General features: G+C 67.0%; 18 protein-coding genes. 14 read left to right on the plus strand and 4 right to left on the minus strand.

The window, feature by feature from the left end; genetic code table 11:
* Positions 1-225: 225 nt before the first annotated feature.
* Positions 226-1,437: a helix-turn-helix transcriptional regulator gene (locus tag ACZ4EF_RS25480; RefSeq protein ID WP_467506469.1), complete on the minus strand. Its 1,212-nt coding sequence runs from the start codon at positions 1,435-1,437 to the stop codon at positions 226-228.
* 591 nt (positions 1,438-2,028) lie between these two features.
* Here ACZ4EF_RS25480 and ACZ4EF_RS25485 point away from each other — a divergent pair.
* Positions 2,029-2,394 (plus strand): ATP-binding protein, encoded by a 366-nt coding sequence (locus tag ACZ4EF_RS25485; protein WP_467506501.1) that lies wholly within the window; start codon positions 2,029-2,031, stop codon positions 2,392-2,394.
* Positions 2,395-3,306: 912 nt separating this feature from the next.
* Positions 3,307-3,558 carry an SH3 domain-containing protein gene (locus ACZ4EF_RS25490; protein ID WP_467506502.1) on the plus strand — a complete coding sequence of 84 codons (252 nt, stop codon included), beginning with the start codon at positions 3,307-3,309 and terminating at the stop codon, positions 3,556-3,558.
* 992 nt (positions 3,559-4,550) lie between these two features.
* Here the strand turns inward: ACZ4EF_RS25490 and ACZ4EF_RS25495 are convergent.
* Positions 4,551-5,333, minus strand: coding sequence for a GntR family transcriptional regulator (locus ACZ4EF_RS25495; protein ID WP_467506470.1), 783 nt, complete (start codon positions 5,331-5,333; stop codon positions 4,551-4,553).
* Between the two features lie 185 nt (positions 5,334-5,518).
* On the opposite strand from ACZ4EF_RS25495, the gene ACZ4EF_RS25500 reads away from it, so the two are divergent.
* From ACZ4EF_RS25500 to ACZ4EF_RS25525, 6 genes are all read left to right on the plus strand, one after another.
* Positions 5,519-5,881 carry an SCO3933 family regulatory protein gene (locus ACZ4EF_RS25500; protein ID WP_467506471.1) on the plus strand — a complete coding sequence of 121 codons (363 nt, stop codon included), beginning with the start codon at positions 5,519-5,521 and terminating at the stop codon, positions 5,879-5,881.
* Positions 5,878-6,111: a hypothetical protein gene (locus ACZ4EF_RS25505; RefSeq protein ID WP_467506472.1), complete on the plus strand. Its 234-nt coding sequence runs from the start codon at positions 5,878-5,880 to the stop codon at positions 6,109-6,111. Before ACZ4EF_RS25500 ends, ACZ4EF_RS25505 begins: the two co-directional genes overlap by 4 nt.
* Positions 6,111-7,445 carry an FtsK/SpoIIIE domain-containing protein gene (locus tag ACZ4EF_RS25510; RefSeq protein ID WP_467506473.1) on the plus strand — a complete coding sequence of 445 codons (1,335 nt, stop codon included), beginning with the start codon at positions 6,111-6,113 and terminating at the stop codon, positions 7,443-7,445. Before ACZ4EF_RS25505 ends, ACZ4EF_RS25510 begins: the two co-directional genes overlap by 1 nt.
* A complete protein-coding gene (locus ACZ4EF_RS25515; protein WP_467506474.1) occupies positions 7,442-7,633 on the plus strand; it encodes a hypothetical protein in 192 nt (63 codons plus the stop codon). The genes ACZ4EF_RS25510 and ACZ4EF_RS25515 overlap by 4 nt, the downstream gene beginning before the upstream one ends.
* A gap of 412 nt (positions 7,634-8,045) precedes the next feature.
* Positions 8,046-9,395 (plus strand): replication initiator, encoded by a 1,350-nt coding sequence (locus tag ACZ4EF_RS25520; RefSeq protein ID WP_467506503.1) that lies wholly within the window; start codon positions 8,046-8,048, stop codon positions 9,393-9,395.
* The gene (locus ACZ4EF_RS25525) at positions 9,388-9,849 is read left to right on the plus strand and encodes a hypothetical protein (RefSeq protein WP_467506475.1); all 462 of its coding nucleotides are present in this window, start codon (positions 9,388-9,390) and stop codon (positions 9,847-9,849) included. The genes ACZ4EF_RS25520 and ACZ4EF_RS25525 overlap by 8 nt, the downstream gene beginning before the upstream one ends.
* A gap of 304 nt (positions 9,850-10,153) precedes the next feature.
* Here the strand turns inward: ACZ4EF_RS25525 and ACZ4EF_RS25530 are convergent, their stop codons facing one another.
* The gene (locus ACZ4EF_RS25530; protein WP_467506476.1) at positions 10,154-11,656 is read right to left on the minus strand and encodes a recombinase family protein; all 1,503 of its coding nucleotides are present in this window, start codon (positions 11,654-11,656) and stop codon (positions 10,154-10,156) included.
* Positions 11,657-11,714: 58 nt separating this feature from the next.
* Between ACZ4EF_RS25530 and ACZ4EF_RS25535 the strand changes: the two genes are divergently transcribed.
* Positions 11,715-11,864, plus strand: coding sequence for a hypothetical protein (locus ACZ4EF_RS25535; RefSeq protein ID WP_467506477.1), 150 nt, complete (start codon positions 11,715-11,717; stop codon positions 11,862-11,864).
* A 659-nt stretch (positions 11,865-12,523) separates the two neighbouring features.
* On the opposite strand, the gene ACZ4EF_RS25540 is transcribed toward ACZ4EF_RS25535, so the two are convergent.
* Positions 12,524-12,970, minus strand: coding sequence for a universal stress protein (locus ACZ4EF_RS25540; protein WP_355336477.1), 447 nt, complete (start codon positions 12,968-12,970; stop codon positions 12,524-12,526).
* A 235-nt stretch (positions 12,971-13,205) separates the two neighbouring features.
* Between ACZ4EF_RS25540 and ACZ4EF_RS25545 the strand changes: the two genes are divergently transcribed.
* The 5 genes from ACZ4EF_RS25545 (at position 13,206) to ACZ4EF_RS25565 (ending at position 18,573) form a co-directional block, all read left to right on the plus strand.
* Positions 13,206-14,006 carry a VOC family protein gene (locus tag ACZ4EF_RS25545; RefSeq protein WP_355336476.1) on the plus strand — a complete coding sequence of 267 codons (801 nt, stop codon included), beginning with the start codon at positions 13,206-13,208 and terminating at the stop codon, positions 14,004-14,006.
* A gap of 254 nt (positions 14,007-14,260) precedes the next feature.
* On the plus strand, positions 14,261-14,770 hold the full coding sequence (locus tag ACZ4EF_RS25550) for a signal peptidase II (RefSeq protein WP_401305194.1): 510 nt from the start codon (positions 14,261-14,263) through the stop codon (positions 14,768-14,770).
* Between the two features lie 440 nt (positions 14,771-15,210).
* Complete coding sequence (gene uppS, locus ACZ4EF_RS25555; protein ID WP_467506504.1) at positions 15,211-15,933, plus strand: polyprenyl diphosphate synthase; 723 nt, start codon at positions 15,211-15,213, stop codon at positions 15,931-15,933.
* A gap of 386 nt (positions 15,934-16,319) precedes the next feature.
* Positions 16,320-17,768 carry an oxygenase MpaB family protein gene (locus tag ACZ4EF_RS25560; protein WP_401718552.1) on the plus strand — a complete coding sequence of 483 codons (1,449 nt, stop codon included), beginning with the start codon at positions 16,320-16,322 and terminating at the stop codon, positions 17,766-17,768.
* A gap of 130 nt (positions 17,769-17,898) precedes the next feature.
* On the plus strand, positions 17,899-18,573 hold the full coding sequence (locus tag ACZ4EF_RS25565) for a Crp/Fnr family transcriptional regulator (protein ID WP_401305190.1): 675 nt from the start codon (positions 17,899-17,901) through the stop codon (positions 18,571-18,573).
* The last annotated feature ends 131 nt before the right edge of the window (positions 18,574-18,704 follow it).

The raw sequence follows: 18,704 nt of genomic DNA on the forward strand, positions 1-18,704 counted from the left end.
ACGGCGGGAGGTCGGCGGAGAGAGTTTGAGGTGCGGTGATCTGCGGGGCGGGGGCATGGAAGGGGGCCATTACACTTGGGCCAATGGAGAGGGCGGGGCCCTCACCGTGCGAAGCAAGGACTCGGCCCCCTTCCTTGCCCCCGGTGGGCCCCCGTAGATCACCGCACCTTAAAGTCTCGGAGGCGACCGGTTCTCTAAGCCTTTTTGCTTTACGTCATTCGCGGCTTAAAGCTCAAGTGATTTCAAACTTTCGTAAGCTTCACGCAGATCCGTTGCCTCGGGTAGCTGTTTTGCCTCAATCGAGTTGACAACTTCCAACGCTCGCCAGTGGTTCGACGGGACGATACGGCCAGAAAGTATTGCTTTCTGAGCTACGTCGGAAGCTTCATCGAGTCGGTTTCCTGATGTCAATACCAACGCCAAATCGATGTTTGCTGACGCTACTCGTCGCGGCCATTTGCTCACGTCATCGCCCGGACTCAACCGGGCGATGACTTCCCGCGCATATGTTTCTGCGATTGGGTCGCCCACCCATGCCAAAGTTGTTGCTGCGTAAGAGAGCGACTTGGCAGGGTCATACTGGTAATGATGCTCGGGTCGATCTGGCTGCTCTCGTGCCGCTGACATCTGCTGTACCCGATCAATGGCCGAGTACGTAGCTTGTACCTGGCCGAGTCGGGCACGAGCCCGGCCTTCCTGGGCGGTTGACTGGATCAGCACCGAACTTCCGGTCGGCGCAATCCGCTGAGCGGTCTGCGTTAGCTCAATAGCGCGGGCGTAATCGCCAGCCGTCAAAACACGCCATGCCTCCGTCTCGTAACACCACGCCTCAATTTCCGGATGCTCCGCATTTCGGGCGAGCGTGGCTGCTGTTTGGAGACGCGCAGTGGCGGCAGCATCTTGTTTCAAGTCGATGTGCACGGTGGCACCCAGAAGAGATAGCCACCCCCCGATTACTAGCAAGCGCCGATGCTCTGCGAGAGTCTTCTTAGCATCCAGCAAGCGGACTACGTACGCCGAGTGCTGTCGTACGCGCTGCAATAGATCCTGGGGAGGTGATTTCGGATAAGCAGTGGCCAATTCATCGAAAGCAATTTCAAGCCGAGTTAGCGTCTCTGATCCCACATCGCTTGCCTGCACGCGACGCGCCAATTCCCACGCGTCCACCTCATCTTCACAGGCTGGAGAACCGTTAGTGGTCCAATCGTCCAGCACTATAGGCTCGGATTTTATAGGTGCGAGCAGTTCGTCAAGTTCTTTTGAGGTGAGCTGTAGGAGCTTGGCTATTTTTGGGCGCTGATGCGGTTGCGGGTCGGCTTCGCCACGCTCCCAGCGCTGCACTGTGGTGCGGTCCACGTTCACCGCGTCCGCAAATCGTTCTTGGGAGTAGCCGCACGCCTTTCGGCGGGCTGCTAGGCGCTGCCTTTTTTCTGCCATACCCGTACTCCATCCGGGAGCTGTCTTCCCTAGTCAGCGTACCCCGTGCAGCCAAGACGCAGCAGAAATGCGGCAGTTCTGCCGTGGCACTGCCCCGCCTTCCCCGGCAGCGTGGTGAGACGCAAGGACCCCCGCGCCGCAGACACGGCCGGGGGCGTGGACCACCTGAGAGAGCAGGCAGCCAGTGACGTATCTATCACGGTTACTCGGATGGGTGAGAGCCGTTGTGTTCGAGGCGCTTGCCCCTGGGCAGCACCGCCCGGCGGGGTACGCGCCATGCGCCCGTCAACCCCAACAAGTCCGCTATGCAACGCCTTTCGACATCGAGACGGGGCGTAGGCGACGCTGGGCTAGGCACGGCCTGGTGCCACCCGCTGAGGAGTGGCGGCCGGAGGTACAGCGGCGTGGCGTCTGGTTCCCGCTGGCGGATTGGGAGGACCCCGGCGCACTCGTGCGGTCCCACGTGATCCACCTGAACGCTGCAAGCATCCACGGCTCGGGGGTGACCCGGTGACTGGTGGTAAGGCGGCCTCCCTGGCCGAGGAACTTCCGTCCGTTGTCGCAAGGCAGTGGCCGCATGGCCCCAGCTCGGTGGGCAAGGCGCGGAGTTTGCTGGCCCGCAACCTTCACGCTTGGGGTTTGGCCCACCTCACGGACACCGCGATACTGCTTGTTTCAGAGCTGATGACCAACAGCGTGCGACACGCCCGTAAGCCTCAAGGGCGACTGATCGGCACGCGGTTTGAGCGGCTTGAAAGCGGCGTGCGCATTGAGGTGCATGACGCCAACGACAACAAGCCGGAGTGCCGGGCGGCGTCCCCCGAAGAGGAGTCCGGGAGAGGACTACTGCTGGTGGACTCGCTCACCGGCGGGCACTGGGGAGTGAGCAGTCGAGTAGGCGTCGGAAAAATGGTGTGGGCCGTGTGCGCCGACGACGGCGCGGAGTTGCCACAGTGAGCGCGCGTGGCATGTTGCGCGCACGGCGCTCGCGTAAGCCACCACAGACAGTCGGCGACCCATGCGAAGACTGCGGTACCGTCCTCGCTCTGTGCATCCAGTGCGGCGTCAGCGCGCGATGTCTGGCGTGCTATCCGTACGAGAGGTCATCGGTGCAAGAGGACACGTTGGGAACGTCCATCCGGTATCTCCGTGACCAACCGCAGGCAGGGTTGTTGGGCGGGGCGCTGGGGGCCCTCGTGCCCGCCATGCTCGTCTGGGCGGATCTGACGTTTGCCCCTCCTGGCGGCGCACTGCGCATCCTGGGCACTCTGGCCGGGGCGGTGGCGTGTTGCGCCTTCCTCGCCGCAGGTGCAGTTGCTTCGGGCCTGCCTCTTCCCGGTGAAGTCCCGTCCTGTCGTAGACACGACTGGACTCCGTACGATCGGTGGGCGCTGACCGGGGTCGTAGCGTTGCTCGTGGAGGTCGCTCTGCTCTGCCTGGAAGTCGCTAGTCCTTGAGTACAACCCGACGGCTGCCGAATCCGGGAAAGGGCAGCGCTGCAAGACACCGACAACAGCCGCGTACCGAGACTATGCGCGGTTAGTAGGTGCCCATGCCCCCGCAGGCGCGAAATCGGCCTGCGGGGGCGTTCGCCATTGGCGCTTGGCACGATAAACGGTTGACGGTCTCCGTCCAGCACCTCCATGCTCCAACGTATCCGGACAAGTTCCGGTCTTGATGTCTCTAAGGTCGGGAGTAGATGTGAGTGCTACGAGTAAGGGCCTGCGCGCTGGGCCGGTGGCTGGTGTCGTCCTGGCGCTGGCGCTGATGGGTGCGGGTCAGTCTGAGGCGGCGGTGCGGGGGGCTCCGGCGGCGCGGTCGGCTCCGTTGTCGGTGTCCACGTCGGTGCAGACGCATTCGGCGGCGCTGATGATCAGCAGGCCGCGCGTCAACGGGCTCCGGCTGCGGGCGAAGGGAAGCCTTTCGGGCCGCATAAAGGGTCAGCTCTACCGGGGGGATCGGTTCCGGGTCGTCGGCTGGCACGGTGCGTGGGTGCAGGTGCAGTTGACGCGCCGGTCGGTGGGTGGGCTGCGGGCTGGAACCCTGGGTTGGGCCTACCGGTATTACGTCTACAAGCCGGGGGTGTGCCCGTCGTCCACGTACATCTGTAAGCACTGGTGATCGCTGGTGCGAGCTGCTGCGGCCCTTCGCCCTCCTCGGGTGGAGGGCCGCAGCGCTGGCGCAGGGGGCTTGGGTAGAGCCGGTTAGTGATACAAGATGTGCGGAGCGTAGCGTGACACCCTTGCTCGGGTTGTCGGGGTGGTGCGGCGTACCGGAATAGGGAGGGGCGATGGATGAGGTTGGACCGCCGCGCGGGACGTGCGCGCCGGTTGAGGAGTCATTTCTAGGGTGGGTGCGGGGCGTGGACTACGTGAGCAACTGGGCGGATGCCGAGTCGGCGGCGGTCATGTTCTACCAGGCACTTGAGGCTGCGGGCGTGAGCACCGATGAGATTCGGCTGGTGGCCAGTACCGATGATCGAGGCGTCGGGGTTGTGCGGGGGTTGTGCTCGGCTGAGTCTCTGCGTGAGGTGACCCTGTTGATTCGGCGGGGTGCCGGGTTGGTCCCGGAGGATGAGGCGGGGTGGGGTGGGTGACCTGGTGCTCGGCTGTGAGCGTGCGGCCGGCGGTGGGGCGTTCTTCCCCGCTGCCGTCCGTCCCTGGTCGGATGGGGTGTGCCGTGGCATCGGCGGGGCTGGCGGGCGCGTGGTGGAAGGGGTGGCGTTGATGGCGCGGAGTCATGGCAAGACGGTTGACGGTCCGTACAGGACGCGGGGGCCGCGTGGGCAGACGCGGGTGGAAGAGGACAGGGACGGACGGCAGTGGGTGACGTGCTCGGGGTGTCATCTGGATCAGTTCGCGCCGGGGGTGCTGCCCAACGGTCCGTTGGCCCGGAAGCATGCGGCGCGCTGTACTGCCTGAGCATGATCGTCAACGCGCGTGAAAGCCCCCGTCAAAGGCTGGCGGGGGCTTCGTGCTGGCCTGGGTCGGTTCGGGTGGCGGGCGGCTGCCGCTCGCGGGCACGGCCGAAGGTCGAGTGACCCGCGAGGGCGGCAGGGCCGCCCGGCCCGCCGGAGGCGGGCCCTTGACTAAGTACAGAAGGTTTACACCGATTCAGCTCGGGTGGCGGGCCGGTGTTCTGGTGGCGGTGATGGCGTAGGCGAGTCGGGCATGGTCGGCGCTGAGCCGGAGTTCTTCGAGGATGAGGGGACGGCCGGAGGTGCCGAGCGTGACGCGGTGCGTAATGAGAAGGATGGGCGCCGCGTAGGCAGTCAGCCGGAGGCTTGTCCGTTCGTCGGGGCGCGGGGCGCGGGCGGTGACGGTCTCGTGCCAGGTGAGTTGCTGTCCCGCTGCGGTAAGGGCGGCGTAGATGTCGGCAGGTGACATGCGGTCGGGGTTCTCGGCAAGTACGGGAACTTCCTCGGCGACGTCGAATGGGATAACGGTCTGGTGGGCGGCCCGGTTGCCCTGGCTGTCGGTCAGCAGCCGTTCGACGGTCAGCGTGTGCTTGCCTTCGCCATTGAGAAGTTCGGCCGTGATTCCGGTGGCGTGGCCACGGGTGACGGTCGGCGGTTCGGCTTCCTGCCATCGGTGGGTGTCCGTCTCGAAGTTCTTGCCTCTGCGGCTGACGGTCCGTTCGATGACTGCGGCGGGGACCGTGGCCGGAGACCGTACGGCGCTGCGCTTGCCCCGGCTGCTCTCGACCAGTCCCATGGCGCGTATCTCGGCCATGGCGGCGCGGATGGTCTGGCGGGAGACCTGGAACTGTTCGATCAGTTCGGTCTCACTGGGCAGAGCGCTGCCCGGCGGTAGTTCGCCGTTGATGATCTGTTCGGCCACATGGTCCGCTACCTGCTTGTACATGGGATCGCTGGGGCGGAAGCTACGTGAGGTCATGCGGGCTCCGTAGGTTGCGGTGCGTGGACTGTCAGTGGCACGTGGTAGGGGGATGGGTACCCCACCAGGTGTCAGGATAAGCGGTTGCCTTTTAAGGTCACTACCGTCAGCCTCAACATGTACGGATAAGTTGCAGTCGTCATAAGTGACGGTCTGACTGTCCGGCTGAGAGGAGAAGTGCGGATATGCAGACAATTCCGGTTGATGTGGGGCGTCTCGGCTCGTTCATGTGCGTGGTTCCGGCGGAGACCCGTAAGACGCCTGACGGTGAGGTGCGCAAGGACCGTGAGGGGCGGGTGATCTGGGTGATCGGTCTGTCGGTGCGGCAGGTGGGCAACCGGCGGGCGGACGTGATCGACGTGGCGCTTCCGGAGCAGCCGCACGGGATCGCGGAGGGTGCGCGGGTGACCGTGACGGATCTGATCGCCGTGAACTGGGAGATCGACGGGCGTAGCGGCACGTCCTTCCGGGCTTCGGCGGTCGTCCCGGTCGTCGGCGGTGCGGCTGGTGGCGGTGCGGTCCGTGGCAAGGCGGGCGGTGACGCGTGAGCGAGAACGAGGAACTGATGCGGCGGGCTTCGGCCGGTCTGCGGGTGGTGGCGGCTGCCGAGCGATTGCGGAAGACGCTGGAGGTCGGTGGATATGACGATCCGTCAGCCTTGGTCCTGGCGGACCTGATGGTACGTCATGCCGGGGCGGTGGAGGAGACGGCAACGGCTCTGCGGGTGCGGCTTGAGCAGGCGTACCGGTGGCGTGACGTGGAGTGGGGGGAGTCCTGATGTCGTGGACGCTGGTTGTCTGGTTGATCTCGGCTGCGTTGTGTGTCGTGCTGCTGCTCCAGGGGGAGTGGCGGTATCCGCCCGCTGGCTGGGTGGCGCGGATGCGGGGTTGGCCGTGGCGGTGGTACTTGCTGGGGTTCCCGGTGACGGCGGTACGGATGGCGGTCACATGGCGGCGGTTTGCCGACAACGCCGACCTCTCGGTGGATCGGCGGCGTCAGCGTCGGGCTGTGGTTGTGGGCGACATGGTGGTGTCGGCTCGCGGGCTGCGTAGGTCGCCTCCCCGCTTGGGTCTTCCCCGGCCGGTGGGCAAGGGCTTGAAGGTGCGGATGTATCTGCACCCTGGGCAGACTCCGGCACAGTTCATCGCCGCTGCCGACGCAATGGCCCATGCGTGGCGGGTGTACGCGGTGCGGGTGACCTCACCTCGTCGCGGTGAGGTGCAGGTGACGGTACTCGCCGCTGATCCTCTGGCGGTTGGTGAGGTCGAGGGCGGGAACGCCCCTGCCCGGCCTCTGCTCTGTGCACGGGTAGGCCGCTTCGAGGACGGCGGTTCATGGCTCGTGGACTTCCGGCGGGTGCCTCACTGGCTGGTGATCGGGGCGACTCGTAGCGGCAAGTCCAACTGGCTGGCTGCCCTGGTCCGGGAACTGGCGCCACAGCGGGTGGCGTTGGTGGGGATCGACTGCAAGGGCGGTATGGAGCTGTCGTTGATGGCCGCGCGGCTGTCGGCGCTGGCGACCAACAGGGCTGAGGCGGTGGGGCTGCTCGGCAGTCTGGTAGCTGAGGCTGAGCGGCGTATGACGTACTGCCGTTCGGCTGGTGCGCGGTCGGTGTGGGAGCTGCCGCCGGACCTGCGGCCGGTGCCGGTGGTGTGTCTGGTGGATGAGCTGGCCGAGCTGTATCTGACGGACGGGTCAGCGGAGGGCAGGCGCGCTGCGGCCGAGTGCTCAACGGCGTTGCTGAGGCTGGCTCAGCTCGGCGCGGCGCTGGGTCTTCACTTGGTAGTCGCGGGTCAGCGGGTGGGCGCGGAGTTGGGGCCGGGTGTGACGGCGCTGCGTGCCCAGCTCGGCGGCCGTGTCTGTCACGCGGTGAACGACGCCACGACGGCGGAAATGGCGCTCGGGGATCTCGCGCCGGACGCGGTCGCTGTTGCCCAGAGCATTTCCGAGGACGAGAAGGGTGTTGCCGTGACCACGGTTGGCGGCCGGTGGATGCTGGCCCGTTCCGCCCTCGTCGGAACCGATGAATCGCGTCTGACGGCGGAGCGGTATTCCTCGATGGCTCCGACATTGCCCGGACACACGCGACCGCAGGGAGGGAAGACCGTATGACCGAGACAACAACCGCTCTTCCGGTAGTGGCCGTTTTTGCCATCGTGGTTCTGCTCCTGCTCCGAGCAAGGGAAATCCGGCCGTGGGTTGCGCTCGTGGTCTTCCTGCTCGGCCTCTATGTGGGTCAAACGCCGCTGCTGTATCCCATCATCGACGGCGTCAGTTGGCTCGTCGGCCGGTTCGTCTGAGAGGAGTTGAGAACCCATGTACCGACCGATTCGCTGCCGTCATTGCGGAATCCTCTTGCGGGCGACCCCTGGGGGGAGATTCCTCCCGTGCGGGTGCCGCCTTAACCGGCAATGCCGCAACCCGCCTCGCAAAAGCAGCCGCCGGAGGCGTCGTCACTAAGTACGCCGCCGAAGCGGGCCGTCCCGCGGGAACATGAATTACCTGTCGTTATCTCTGAGAGGAGGCTTCGCAATGAGTCCCGTAGGTGTCGTACTTCCCATCTGTATTCCTGTGCATCGTGCGGCCGTTCTCGCGGCTGCCCGTAGAGAAAGGTCTCCCCCTGTGACGGAAACCATTCCTCCAGCATTTGAGGCACGACGTCCCGCTCTGCACGCTGCGGGGCGTCGTGCCCTTTCTGAGACCGAGCGGGACATGGTCCGGCTGGTCCAGGAGCCGGGCTTCTCCCGCTGGCTTGAGCAGATTCATGCGACAGGTGGCTGTGCTCATCCGGTTTATCTGGCTGGCACGTCGACGACGCGGGATGCGGCGACCGGTGAGGTTCTGCGGTACTACGCGACAGAGCATGAGCCGGGCGGGCGGCTCGCGGTCCGCTGCCGCAACCGGCGAGAGACCATGTGCGGGCCGTGCTCCCGTCTGCACGCGGGCGACACGTTCCATCTTGTTCGCGCCGGTCTCCAGGGCGGGAAAGGAACGCCCGCTCGTGTAGCGGATCATCCTCGACTGCTACTCACTTTGACTGCACCTTCGTTCGGCACGGTGCACCGCACGACCAGTGACGGGGGGCGGTGTCATCCACGGAGAGAGAGCGGCGACTGCGGGCACGGCCGGTCGCTGGGGTGCGGTCTCGTCCACTCACACGACGACACGATTGCCGGTCTGCCTCTGTGCCCGGCTTGTTACGACTACACGGGTCACGTGCTGTGGCACGCTCACGCGGGGCAGTTGTGGGGCCGGTTCTGCGACATGGCACGGCGTCATCTGGCGACGGCGGCAGGGATAACGCAATCGCACCTGTCCCGGTATGTGCGTATGAGCTTCGCGAAAGTCGCCGAGTATCAGAAGCGCGGGGCTGTGCACTTCCACGCGGTGGTACGCCTAGACGGACCCGAAGGCGCCTCTACGGCTCCGGCGGAGTGGGCAACGGCCGAACTCCTTGACACGGCGCTGCGATCCGCTGCCGCTGTGGTGGAAGTGCGGATGCCTTACAGTGCGGCGCTGGGTGAGCACGTATTCCGGTTCGGCACGCAACTGGACGTTTCCCCGGTCGGTCGCGGTCTTTCCGGTGATGAGATCACGGGTCAGGCGGTGGCTGGTTACGTCGCCAAGTACGTATCCAAGAGCGTCGGTGAGGTTGGGGGAATTGACCGGCCGGTGCGTTCACTGGAGGAAGCATCGTACCTACCTGTTTCCCCGCATATCCGGGCATTGATGGGAACGTGTTTCCGGTTGAGCTGGCTGACAGAACTGGACGAATTGCGTCTCAACTTCTGGGCCCACACCCTGGGGTATCGTGGCCACGTTCTCACCAAATCGCGCCTGTACTCCACTACATACGGCGCTTTACGCGATGCACGTGCCCGCAATTCTGGTGCGCTGCTGCCAGATGACGAGACGACAGCGAAAGAAGGGAATTGGCGCTATGTCGGTTCCGGGCATTCGCCGGCCGGTTCGGAGATAGCTGCCGGTATTGCTGAAGACCGAGAGGTGCTCGCGGGAATCAGGCGGGAGCTTCGTGCGGATCGGGGGAGGGCCGATGGCTGAGATAGCGGGCCGTTTCTTCTGTGGCCGTGTTGTGCGAGGTCTGCCAGAGGGTTTGCGGGAATGGCGGGTCACAATGAGTGAACATGAAACTGCGGTGGCTGTGTCACGCCTACTGGGCGGTGAGCCGTTGAATTTTGGGTCCTCGGATGCCAGTCAATGGGAAGTGCTGACGGACTCCCGGAAAGTACGGGTCGTCGTGGAAGGCGTCGGGGAATTGGGTTTGGCTTTCCGGCTGGCCGACGATTACGGGCTTGGTGTGTTCGAGTTCCAGTCTGGTGCGTGGACGCTCACTGAGGTGATCGGCGAGGTAGCTTCCCGGCTGTCCGGGTTCGGTGGGCCCGTTCTGTGCGAACTAGGCATTGGGTCGGTACTGGTGACGACACTGACCGGTACGCACGTGGAGTACCTTCGTCCGTCGCTGCGCGTGGTGGGGCATCGGGTGGCTGTTGCTTGAGATGCCGGGGTTTGGTGCCGCCCCCTGAGCCCTCGTCAGCCTCCGCGGCTCCGGCCGACGACGCTTAGTCAGCCGACGTGCGACCTGTCGGAGCCGCTGAGGCGAACAGTCTCGAACAGCGGTTGATGCTGCTGGCGGCTTAACCGCCGGGGGCCAGTCGACGGAAACGGCGGTGCGGGAGCTTCTTGGGTGGGTGGGTGGGGCGCGGCGCCGCACTTGGCCGTAAAGATGATCATGGTGGGTGCAGGCATGCGAGAGTCCCGACGGCCGGTCGTTCCGCCGGGACTCTCACTGTTGATGTTGGTTAGGCGGCCAGCACAGGCAACGGCATACCGGTGATGCGTACGCGGGTGCTTTCCGTCGCTGGGAAGAGCGTGAAACGGACTTTGTACTCAAAGAGCATTTCACGTCGAATTGCATTATCGGGGGCGCTCTGCCATTTTTGCGCGACGGTCTGACCGGTCGGCATCATTTGCATGGCTCCGGGTCGCTCCGGGAGTTTGGCGAGTTCGGTTATCTCCCGAGTCATCCTGCGGTATTCGCGCCGGTACCACAGTTCCTCTTCAGGTGTGTCGTATAGTCCGGCGTTTCGGTCGCCCCTGAGTCGCTTACGGTCGTTTTCTATCTCCTCGATTCGTGCAGCGTAGCCAGTGCCGGGGACCCAAATGCGTTGCATCACTTCGCCGCTGCCGTAACGGTAGAGGAACCACTCGGTGACTTCCGCGTCCAGGGTGGCCATGCTCATCGTTGGTGCGGGCTTGCAATTCCGCGACATAAATACGTGGTTCGCGCGCCCATTGCACCCATAGCGCCCACTGGCCGCGACAGGAATAGTCCTGCCGCAGTTCCCACAGTTTCCCAGGCCGGAAAGCAACACCGTTCCCTTCCGTGCACGGGGCGCATTTCGGGGCTTTGTACTGGTCTTCTTCACTAGGGCGTCATGGGTCGCAAGGTCCCACAGCGGTTCCGCGATCTTCAGCGGGTGTCCGTCCTCACCAAGAACCGGTCGCCGGTTGTGCATCAGGTAGCCGAGAGCGGCCTCACTGCGGAGGATGGACCGGATCGCCCCCGCCGACCACGGCCCTCCCTGCGGTTCCCTGCCGTACATGACCCTGCGGTGGTCAGCGGGTGAGAGGACCTTTGCCCGTGACAGGCGCGCGGCCTCGGTCTCACAGGTGATCATGCCTGTCTGGTCGGCGAGAATCCGGCGTGCTATCTCTCGGATGATCTCTGCTGCCGGAGTGTCGATGGCCACATGGTCTATCGGAAGATTGGGACCCTTGCGAACGTACATGTAGCCGTAAGCGTTCATATTCTTGACCTGGCCTGCTTGGCGGGCGCGCTTCGTCTCGTCCCGGTTCCTCTTCTGAATGACCCGGAGTTCCGCTTGTGCTCCGAAAGCTTCCATGCTCAGGCGCATCTCATCGACCGGGTCGTCAAGGTCCCATAAACCATCGTGCCCATACGTGACAAGCAGTCGCCCGGCCTTGTGATTCCGGTCGGCCGTGACCAGCACGTCAAGCTGATTACGCCCGATACGGTCAACGGCCGCTCCTGCCAAACCGTCGTAATCGCCTCGCTCACCCCTTAGCCACGGTCCGAGTGCGGGCCGCGTAAGGGGGTCAGTCGCGCCGCTCACCTCAAGGTCTTCGGCCCAATCGATAACGTGACCACCGACCGACGCTACAGCTTCCAGAACCTTCCTCCGCTGTTCCCCCGGACTGTTGGTCTTGTCAGTCTTACGCGACAGCCGTACGAGCCCTAGAAAGCACTTCCCGCACCCGTCGTACCCCCGCTCAACATCCATACATTCCATGGTCTATTACTCCTGCTTCACGCGCGAATGTGTTTAGCAGAAGTGCCTGATGGGTGAGATCGAGTCGGGCTGGCGCAGTGCCACCCCCGCCAATCTCATCAAGATCGCCGATGCGCTGAACTGCCCGCTCGTCGTCCTGGAGCGCAAGCGCCACGCGGGCGCGGTCCGTACCGCCGCTCCTGAGGGCGCGGCCGAATGAGGCCGGGGGGCGCACGCCGCGGCCGAATGAGGCCGGGGCGCGCGCGAAGGAACGCTCGACGCGTGGATTGGCATATGCCAAAGTCGTGCGACTCGCGGCCCGCGGGGCCGGGGCGGCACATCATGAGATGAGTACGCGGAGGCCGCCGCCGCATCCCACGAAGACGGCCCCCGCCCAGCCGGATTACCGGTCGTTGACGTGCTGATGGATCCAGACGGCAATCTGGACGAGCCACCAGCCCATGCGTAATCGATCGGTAGTCCGCAGCCTCTTCGGCCTGCGGTGACGCGCCACTGCACTGCTCCTCTCTCCGGACACCGCCGAATGCGATGTACGGAGAGGGCACCAGCGTCCAGGCGCCCGGCTGACGGTCAGGTTACGCGGCCGTACTCTCCGTGTCCGGCGGTCGGGGAATTGCCCCGCTTGACCGTTTCTGCCGGTGCCATCGCTTGTCTTCCGGTGCTGCCGCCTGTCCTCCGGTGGTGCCGCCTGTCCTCCGGTGGCGCCGCCCGTCCTCCGGTGCTGCTGCCCCCGTCCGCGTACGGCTTCGGGCGCGGCCCCGCGTAAGGCTCCGGGCACGACGCTGCCCGCCGTCCCCGGCCGGGTGCGGAACCGGGGGTGGCGGGCAGTGGGGCGATCCGGAAAGGGGAAGGGGCAGGTCAGGCGGTGGCCCCGGCCTCGCTGTGGACCAGCAGGACCGACACGGGAGACGACTTCGCGACGGCGCGGCTGACGCTCGGGTGCAGAAGCGCGGAGATGCCGCTGTAATGGCCGGGGCCGACGGCGATGAGGTCGCTGCCGAGGGCTTCGGCGCGCTCGACGAGTATCGCGGCCAGGTCCTCGGTCAGGCCCTCGTCCACCTCGCCGTCGGCGGTGATGCCGTCCGCGCGCAGCCGCGCGAGCGCGTCGTCCACGACCTTGCGGCTCTCGGCGCTCTCCTCCACCGGCACCACTGTGCTGGTGATCCCCCCGGAGATCACCTGCGACGGCCGGATGTGGATGACCTGCACCGTCCCGCCGGTCAGCTTGGCGAGCGCCGACACCGCGTCGAGGACGGCACTGCCGTGGGCCGAACCGTCGACAGCGGCGAGGATCTTCTTGTACATGGGGTCAACTTCCTTGTCCGAAGGGGTCTCACGGGAGGTGCGGCCTCCGTACTCCCTCAGCCTCCGGCCGCCGGGCGCGCATTCCCGGATCGGTGGTGACCATGGCCACTTCGTACGTTTCCGCTCTCCGTCGCCCGTCACCGTTGCCTCGCCGTGCGGGGAGCGCGAGGACTGACTAGCGTGGAGACGTACGTAAGTGACGTACGTCACATTCGTGGGGACGGAGTCGCGGGTCATGACTGATTTCCCGGAAGGCGCACCGTGCTGGGTGGACGCCATGTTCGTGGACCTGGAAGGGGCCAAGCGTTTCTACGCCGACGTGCTGGGCTGGACGTTCGGGGAGAGCGCGAGCGAATTCGGCGATTACGCGCAGGCGTTCTCGGACGGGGAGGCCGTCGCGGGCGTGGTCCCGCCGATGCCGGGAGAAGAGGGGAAGTCGGCCTGGAACCTGTACTTCGCCACCCCGGACGCGGCGGCGACCGCGGAGAAGGTGAAGGCGGCGGGCGGCGAACTGCTCATGGAGCCCATGCAGGTGGGCCGGCTCGGCACGATGGCGCTGGCCAAGGAGCCGACCGGCGCGGCCTTCGGGCTCTGGCAGCCGGATCAGCACAAGGGCTTCGCGAAGGTGGGCGAGCCGGGCGCCTTCTGCTGGGCCGAGTTCTTCACGCGCGAGCCCGACGTCACGGACGCCTTCCTGACGAAGGCGTTCACATACTCCGCGCAGCAAATGACCGACGCCGGGGTGGACTTCAAGGTCTTCAAGGTCGGCGGCAGCCCGAATCCGGTGCTCGGCCGCATGACCATGGGTGACGAATTCCCGCCGGAGGTACCGGCGTACGTGAACGTCTACTTCGCGGTCGGCGACTGCGACGCCGCCGTACAGAAGGCCGTCGACCTCGGCGCCACCCTCCGCTTCGGCCCGATGGACAGCCCCTACGGCCGGTTCGCCGCCGTCACCGATCCGCAGGGCGCGAACTTCTCGGTCATCGACACCGCGCGGACGGTGGGGGAGATGCCGGAGCAGGCGGAGGCGTAGGGGTTTCCTCGCCGCTTGTCCGCCGGGCCAGGGTGGCACGGGCAGGGCCGGACCGGTCCCGGGGGCGTACGGGCGGCAGGTCGGCGCGGGGCCGGACCGGTCTCGGGGGCGTGCGGGCGGCAGGTCGGCACGGGCGGGGCCGGACCGGTCCCGAGGGCGTGCGGGCGGCAGGTCGGCGCGGGCGCGGGGCCCGGGTTTCGGCGGGCGGCCACGTACGCTCGATGGGGGACGGGGCTGGGATCGGGAGGTGTGCGGTGCGGCGTACGTACCTGCTGTGGGCGACCGCGGCCGTCGGGCTCGTGGTGGACCAGACCACGAAGGCCGTCGCGGCGGTCGTGGTCGAGGGGCACGAGGCCAGCCACGCGTTCGGCGGCGCTGTGACCTTCACCGCCATCCGCAACTCCGGCGCGGCCGGTTCCTTCGCACCCCGCGCCACCCTCGTCTTCACCTTCCTCGCCCTCTGCGTCCTCGTCTTCATCGCCCGCGTCGCCCCGGCCGTCCGCTCCACCGGCTGGGCCCTCGGCCTCGGCTTCCTTTTCGCGGGCGCGGGCGGCAACCTCGCCGATCGCCTCTTCCGCACCCCCGCCTTCGGCCGCGGCGCCGTCCTCGACTTCATCCAGGTCGGCAACGGCGGCATCTTCAACCTCGCCGACCAGTGCGTCACGGCCGGCGCCCTCTTCGTCCTCGTCCAGGCTTTCCGCGGCGTTCCGATGCGCGCCGCCAAATCTCCTGGCGGAGAGCCGGACGCGGTGGGCAGCGCGTAGCCCCCTGGCGGGTCGCCGTCTTGACGCGCGTCCTGGTCTAGACGCGGGGCCGTCCTTCTGCGGCCTCTTGGCGCGGCCCCGTCCTTCTGCGGCCTCTTGGCGCGGCTTCTTGGCGCGGCCTCGCCTTTACGTGCCACGTATGTCCTGGTCAGGAACCAGGGAGCAGGGGGTCAGGGAGCCAGGCGGCGCTGTCTCCGCGCGCCCCGGTGTGCCTCCGCCCGCGTGTCGCGGAGGCGGGGAATCGGACTGGCGTGCCATGGGTGAATATGCGCGGATCGGGATGTGCCGGAGGCCAAGTGCCAGGACTCTGTGAGGTGTTGATCCAATTGCGGTGACGGTGACGGCCGGGGGCACCTGTGACGGTGGAGCGAGACAGCGGCACTTCGGTCGTATGGGACACCGGAGTCCGCGTGGGCAGACAGCCGCGACAGGCCACGTCACTGGCCCCGGCCCCGCGGCACGTCGCGTGTGTGATGGACGGGAACGGCCGCTGGGCGGAGAGCCGTTCGCTGCCTCGGACGGCGGGCCACCGCGCGGCGGAGACGACGGTGATCGACGTCATCGAGGCGGCGCGCGGAGCCGGGGTGGAGTGGCTGAGCCTGTACGCGTTCTCCACCGAGAACTGGAGCCGCCCGAGCAACGAGGTCGACTACCTGATGCGCCTGGTGCGCCGCGTCGTACGCAAACACGCGGCACTGCTGCACGCGCGCGGCATCCGCTGCCGATTCCTCGGCGTCGCCGACCCGAGAATCCCGGCCCCGCTGGCCCGCGACTTCGCCGACCTGATGACACTCACCCGCACGAACCGCCGCATGACCCTGACCGTCGCGTTCGACCACGGCGGACGCGGCGACATCGTCGAGGCGGCCCGCTCCCTGATCCGCAGCGGGGTGTCCGCCGACGTCGTGGACGAGAGCCACTTCGCCGCCCACCTGCCCTTCCCCGACACGCCCGACGTCGACCTCGTGATCCGGACCTCCGGTGAACAGCGCATCTCCAACTTCATGCTCTGGCAAGTCGCTTACGCGGAATGGACCTTCCCCTCGGTGCTCTGGCCCGACTTCCGCGCGCCGCACTTCCTGGAGTGCCTGCATACGTACCAGCAACGCAAGCGCCGCTTCGGCGGCGTGCCGCCGCACGCGAACGGAGAGTCCCGCACGTGACGGAGACAGGCAGTAGCAGCAGCATCAACCGGCCTTCCAAGCGCGTGCGTTCGCGGGCGGCCGGGGCGACCGGCGTGACTGGGGCGGTCGGGGCGGCCGAGGCGGTCGGCACTGTGAAGCCGGACGCGGCGAAGCGGAAGGCGGTGAAGCCGCGGGCCGCGAAGCCGGACGTCGTGGAACCGCGGGCCGTCAAGCCGCGGGCCGTGAAGCCGAAGCCGGTGAAGCAGGTGAAGCCGGTGAAGCCGAGAGCGTCGAAGCCCGCCGCCGTAGCACCGGACGCCGTAGGACCCGCCGCCGTAGCACCGGACCCCGTAGCACCGGACCCCGTAGCACCGGACCCGGTCAAGCCGCCGGCAGGGCCACCTCCGGCGGCGCCCGCCCCGCGGATCGAATCCCTCTTCGGCCCCGACTCCCAGTTCCACCGCTTCTTCAACGACCCCCGCTGGGGCCTGGCGGTGATCAGGGCGACGGTCCTGGAGGCGGCGCACCCGCAGATCGGCGCGGCCCTGGCCGACAACTCCACCTTCGTCGCGCACCCGTGGCGGCGGCTGCGCAACACCCTCGTGAGCCTCCAGCGGATGTTCGGCGCGGACGACGCGGTACGGCAGCGGGAGGCGGCGCGCCTCAACCGCCTGCACGCGCGGCTCAACGGTGCGGACGCCCGGCACCGTCCGTACGACGCGATGGACCCCGAGGTCCGCGCGTGGGTGGTCGCGACGCTCTTCGAGAGTTCGGTCACGATGTGCCGGTTGAGCGGGCAGCCGCTCGACCAGACGACGATGGAGCAGCTCTACGCCGAATTCCAGGCGTTCCTCGGCGCCTTGGGGGACCCGGCAGGTCAACTGCCGCCCACACTGCCGGAGTTCTGGCAGTACTTCGACCGCATGGTCGAGGAGAAGCTGGAGAACACCGAGGCGCTGCGCATCATCCTCTACAAGCTCTTCGACCACCTCCCCGCGCCGCCCCTGCTGGACGGCCTGCCCACCGTCTGGGCGGCGGGCCGCGCGCTCGCCGGGCCCGTCATCGGGCAGATCACCGTCGCGTCCCTCCCCGAGCCCTTCCGCCGCCGCGCCGGTCTGCCCGAGATCCCCGGCGCCCAGACGCTGATGCAGGGCGCCTACATGGCCGCCGGCCTGGCCCGTTTCCTTCCCGAGGGCTGGATCAGGACCGAGACCCTCACCAACCTGATGGCCCTCACCTCCGACAGCGACGACCCCGCCTACGCCACGGTCACCGCCGTGCGCGACCGCATGAAGCAGGCGGGCGCCTTCATCCGCCTCGTCACGCCCTTCCCCGCCCAGCGCGAGTCCGCCGACGACGGCCCCACCTCCACCGGCACCTCCACACCGGGCGGATCGCGGCGCAGCGCCGACGAGTTCTTCAGCGAAGTCCTCGACCAGACCGGCGACGGCTTCCTCGACTGGCCCGATCTCGCCGCCATGGCCCGCGAGTTGTCCTCCCGCCTCGACCTCGACGAGCCCCAGGAGACCAAGCTCTACAACGCCTACGCCGACTGGTGGCGCGAACTCCAGTCCGCCCTCGACACCGACGGCGACGGCCGCGTCAGCAGAGCCGAATACACCGCCGCCGCCCCCACCCTCGCGGGCCCCGCCCTCATCCGCGTCGCCGAAGTCCTCTTCGACGTCACCGACAAGGACGGCAACCAGACCATCGACGCCACCGAATACCGCGCCCTCTTCCGCACGGCCTTCACCCGCACCGTCCCGGCCACCGCCTCCACCTACACCCGCTCCGCCTTCATCACCGACTTCCTCACCTTCATGTCCGCCCGCCACCGCTCCACCCCCTACGACCCCCTCCTCGCCGACGCCTGACATCCCCCACGCGGGGAACCGTTCGACGCCCGCTTACATCTGTCGCGTTCCGGGAGTAGAACCTTCTGTGACGCCACGGCCCCGGTCCGTGATCGCATGTACAGGTTCGTCGGTTCGAGGGAAGGTCCCCGTGCTGCCAGCGGAGCCGTGGCGCGACGTCATGAGCCAAGGGACGACACGGCGGTTTCGCCCGCGCAGCGTGATGCTGCGGCAGGGCGATCCCGGGACACATCTTTTGGCTCTCACCACCGGAATCGCGAAGGTTGTGAGCCGGGACCATCAGGGGGTCACGACACTGCTCGCCTTCCGCGGACCGGGTGACCTGCTGGGCGAGGTGTCGGTCTTTGACGGCAGGACGCGGATCGCCGATGTGATCGCGCTCAGCCCGTGCACGGCGGTGGTCCTGGAGGCCGAGCGCTTCCGTGCCTACGTCGAGCGGCATGGGCTGGTGATCGACCTGATGCGCCAAGCCATGCACCGGCTGCGTGAATCGGATCTGCTGCGCGCCGAGTTGCTCACCCTTCCCCTGGTGACCCGCCTCGCGCGCACGTTGGTGCGACTGGTCGAACTGGCGGGCTCGGGCCACGGTCGACCGATATCAGTACCGGCCACGGCACAGCCGGGCTTGCCGGTCCGGTTGACCGGCCTCACGCAGGAAGAACTCGCCCAGTCCATCGGAGTGACCAGGAACGCCGTGGGCGTGGCGCTGCGCACCTTACGTGACGCCGGCGCAGTGGAGACGGCGCGACGGTCGATCGTGATCAAGGACCTGGACGGGTTACGGACGTGGGCCGATACGGCCTGACGTCCCGTCGGCCCGCTCTGCGGTCAGCCCTTGAAGGAGACGTGTCCGCTGTGACCGTGGTCACTCGCGGAGTGCCCTGCGCTGTGCAGAACGGCTCAAGACGTACGCGAATGCTGGGAGTCGGCCGCCAA

This window comes from Streptomyces sp. NPDC025721, from assembly GCF_055558595.1.